5 protein-coding genes and 1 pseudogene are annotated in these 3,303 nt (G+C 68.3%); all 6 read left to right on the top strand.

Features of this window, described 5'->3' with window-relative positions; all coding sequences use genetic code 11:
* Positions 1–443, top strand: a pseudogene (locus GWI24_RS42400) (ketosynthase chain-length factor); the annotation flags it as partial.
* Positions 443–700 carry an acyl carrier protein gene (locus GWI24_RS42405; protein WP_210951347.1) on the top strand — a complete coding sequence of 86 codons (258 nt, stop codon included), beginning with the start codon at positions 443–445 and terminating at the stop codon, positions 698–700. The pseudogene GWI24_RS42400 and the gene GWI24_RS42405, both read left to right, overlap by 1 nt.
* Before the next feature lie 2 nt (positions 701–702).
* Positions 703–1,167 (top strand): SRPBCC family protein, encoded by a 465-nt coding sequence (locus GWI24_RS42410; protein ID WP_210951348.1) that lies wholly within the window; start codon positions 703–705, stop codon positions 1,165–1,167.
* A 2-nt stretch (positions 1,168–1,169) separates the two neighbouring features.
* Complete coding sequence (locus tag GWI24_RS42415; RefSeq protein ID WP_044581229.1) at positions 1,170–1,499, top strand: TcmI family type II polyketide cyclase; 330 nt, start codon at positions 1,170–1,172, stop codon at positions 1,497–1,499.
* Positions 1,500–1,852: 353 nt separating this feature from the next.
* Positions 1,853–2,398 (top strand): hypothetical protein, encoded by a 546-nt coding sequence (locus GWI24_RS42420; RefSeq protein WP_210951349.1) that lies wholly within the window; start codon positions 1,853–1,855, stop codon positions 2,396–2,398.
* Between the two features lie 154 nt (positions 2,399–2,552).
* Positions 2,553–3,275, top strand: coding sequence for a class F sortase (locus GWI24_RS42425; protein ID WP_210951350.1), 723 nt, complete (start codon positions 2,553–2,555; stop codon positions 3,273–3,275).
* The last annotated feature ends 28 nt before the right edge of the window (positions 3,276–3,303 follow it).

Raw genomic sequence — 3,303 nt, forward strand, 5'->3', positions numbered from 1 at the left:
CCGGGCCGTCCCGGTGGGAGCGGTCCCGGGAGGGGCTCGCCCAGGCCATCCGCGTGGCCCTGGAGGACGCGGAGTGCGCGCCGGAGGAGATCGATGTGGTCTTCGCCGACGCGCTCGGGGTGCCCGAGGCGGACCGCGCCGAGGCGCTGGCGATCGCCGACGCCCTCGGGCCGCACGGCACCCGGGTCCCGGTGACCGCGCCGAAGACCGGCTTCGGCCGGGTGCACTGCGCGGCCCCCACGCTGGACGTGGCGGCCGCGCTGCTCGCCATGGAGCACCGCGTGGTCCCCCCGACCCCGTACGTCACCGACGTCTGCCATGACCTCGACCTCGTCACCCGCAGCTCCCGCCCCGCCGAGCCGCGGACGGCGCTGGTGCTCAGCAGAGGACTCATGGGTTGCAACGCGGCGCTCGTGCTCCGCGGACCGGAAGGAGATTACTGATGTCCAGTCAACTGTCCTACGGGGAGCTGGCCGCGCTGATGAAGCGGTGCGCCGGGCTCACCGTCGACCCGGACATGATGCGGACCCGGCCGGACTCCACCTTCGAGGAGTACGGCCTGGACTCGCTCGGTCTGCTCGCCATCGTCGGCGAGTTGGAGAACCGGTACGGCACTCCGATCGAACCGGGGGCCGAGAGCTGCAAGACCCCCGGTGACTTCCTCGACGTCATCAACACCTCACTTACCCCAGGAGTATGAAAATGGCAGGCCACACCGACAACGAGGTCATGATCAAGGCGCCGTTCGACCTCGTCTGGAACATGACCAACGACCTGGAGAACTGGCCGCAGCTGTTCAGCGAGTACGCCTCGGTCGAGGTGCTCCAGCGGATCGGGGACACCACCACCTTCCGCCTGACCATGCACCCCGACGAGGACGGCAAGGTCTGGTCCTGGGTCTCCGAGCGGGAGACGGCCCGCGATGTGCGCACGGTCTGGGCGCGCCGCGTGGAGCCGGGCCCCTTCGCCTACATGAACATCCGCTGGGAGTACGAGGAGGAGTCCGAGGGCACCCGCATGCGCTGGACCCAGGACTTCGAGATGCGGCCCGACGCGCCCGTCGACGACCCCACGATGACGGACCACATCAACCGCAACTCCCGTATCCAGATGGATCTGATCCGGGACAAGATCGAGCAGCGGGCCCGGGAGACGGTGGGGGCATGACCATGTACCGCACCATGATCGTCGCCAAGATGCAGCGGGACGCGGCGCCGCAGGTCGCCAAGATCTTCGCGGACTCCGACCGCGGCGAACTGCCCAAGCTGATCGGCGTCACCGGCCGCAGCCTCTTCCAGTTCGGCGATGTGTATCTGCATCTGATCGAGGCGGAGCGGCCGCCGGCCACGGAGGTCACCAAGTACTCCAAGCACCCGGAGTTCCGCGACGTCAGCGCCCGCCTCCAGCCGTATATGCAGGCGTACGACCCGGAGACCTGGCGCGAGCCCAAGGACGCCATGGCCCACGAGTTCTACCGCTGGGACCGCGACCACGGCTAGCGCACGCATCGCGCCGCACGGGGCCGCCGACGGAGTTCGCCTCCCGGCGGCCCTTTTCGTATGGCGTCTTTCTTATGGCGTCGCGAGTCGGTTATGCACCGGGCGCGAAAATCTCACACTACTGGGCTCATCGGAATGATGTCTGCCGAAAAGGTGAAAGGGCGTCAGCCCATTCGCGCGGCGAATGAGTGATCATTGCGCTTATCTCCACCCAGAGGGCTTACAACCGAGCAGATCGCAGGTCGCGCCGAGTGGCAGGGGGAGCTCTCTTCGCTGACGGTGGACAAGACGCCGATGCGATCCCTTTATCTGGCAAATAGTCAGTATCGTGACGGCGCCGGAAGGAATGGCTCATGCGATCTACTCGCGCACTCTTCACCGGGGCGGCGATTGCCGCCACCCTGACCCTGGGCGCCCCCGCCGCCGCGTTCGCCGCAGACGTCTCGGACCCGGGCGGTCACGGTGGGTACTCGAGCAGCCAGGAGTCCTCCGAGGACGGCTACGGCCAGGGCGGCAGCTCCTGGAAGGACAAGGACGACCACGGCCGCGAGGAAGGCCGGGAAGACCACGGCAAGGAAGAAAAGCACGGCAAGGAGGACCCGGGCAAGGACGAGGGCAGCGGCTGGTCCGGGAAGGGCAAGGACGAGGACGACTGGTCCCACGGCAAGGACGAGGGCCGGGAGCACGAGTGGTCCGGCAAGAAGGACCACGACTGGTCCGGTGGCGACTGGAAGGACCACGAGAAGGGCGAGAAGCCGCGCGGTGGCGTCCACACCGGTGGTGGCGGCATGGCCACCACGGGCAGTGGCATGGCCGCCGGCTCGGTCCTGCTCCTCGGTGGTCTCGGCGCCGGCGCCTACGCCCTGCGTCGCCGCAAGCCGACCGGCACCGCTATCTGAGCCTGACTCTTCGTATTCAGGGCTGCCGTGGCACCTCCGCCGAGCGGTGGTGCCACGGCAGTTCCACGAGCGCTGTGAGAAAAGCGGCCGTGAGAAAGGCGCCTTGAGCTGAGGCGCCATGAGACAAGGCGCTGTAAGAAAGGCGAACACCCCTATGGGAAAGCCGGCCAAGCAGGGCGCTGCCGATGGCAACACCCGCATTCTCCGCTGGGCCGCCGCGTCGGCCCTCATCGGCGTATTCCTCATCTACAACTCCGTGGACGCCGCCTCCCAGAACACCCCGTCGGCCCGGCCCGCGGCCAGTGCCCCCGCGTCCATCTCCGAACCGGAGAGCGACACCTCCAACGAGGACGCGTACGCGGATTCCCCGGAGTCGACGGCCGCCCCCGAGTCCCGTCCGGGACCCGCGCTGCCGCGCTCCCCCGCCTCCCATCTGGACATCCCCTCGATCGGCGTGAGCGCGCCCTTCACCCCGCTGTCGCTGGACGCCGCGGGCGTGCTGGTCCCGCCCCCGGACACCGACCAGAACCTGGTGGGCTGGTACGAGGGCGGCCCCTCGCCCGGTGAGCGCGGCAACGCCATCGTGGCCGGGCATGTGGACACCAAGACCGGCCCGGCGGTGTTCTACCCCCTCGGCCAGCTCAAGCCGAAGAGCAAGGTGGCCATCACCCGCGAGGACGGGATCGTGGCGACCTTCGTGGTCGACAAGGTCAAGACATTCAAGAAGAACGCCTTCCCGGACAAGCAGGTCTACGGGGACACCCCCAACGCCCAGCTGCGGCTGATCACCTGCGGCGGGGCCTATGACCACACGGCCAAGGACTACACGGCCAATGTGGTGGTGTTCGCGCACCTCACCACGTACCGGTACAGCTGACGCCCCGACAACGAAGCCGAAGCACACA

Source organism: Streptomyces sp. MK37H, from assembly GCF_018035285.1.
GTDB lineage: Bacteria > Actinomycetota > Actinomycetes > Streptomycetales > Streptomycetaceae > Streptomyces > Streptomyces endocoffeicus.

Bases quoted from the DNA above. Each gene is read 5' to 3' on its own strand.
- GWI24_RS42425 (WP_210951350.1), top strand. From the start codon at position 2,553: ATGGGAAAGCCGGCCAAGCAGGGCGCTGCCGATGGCAACACCCGCATT.
- GWI24_RS42410 (WP_210951348.1), top strand. From the start codon at position 703: ATGGCAGGCCACACCGACAACGAGGTCATGATCAAGGCGCCGTTCGAC.
- GWI24_RS42415 (WP_044581229.1), top strand. From the start codon at position 1,170: ATGTACCGCACCATGATCGTCGCCAAGATGCAGCGGGACGCGGCGCCG.
- GWI24_RS42405 (WP_210951347.1), top strand. From the start codon at position 443: ATGTCCAGTCAACTGTCCTACGGGGAGCTGGCCGCGCTGATGAAGCGG.
- GWI24_RS42420 (WP_210951349.1), top strand. From the start codon at position 1,853: ATGCGATCTACTCGCGCACTCTTCACCGGGGCGGCGATTGCCGCCACC.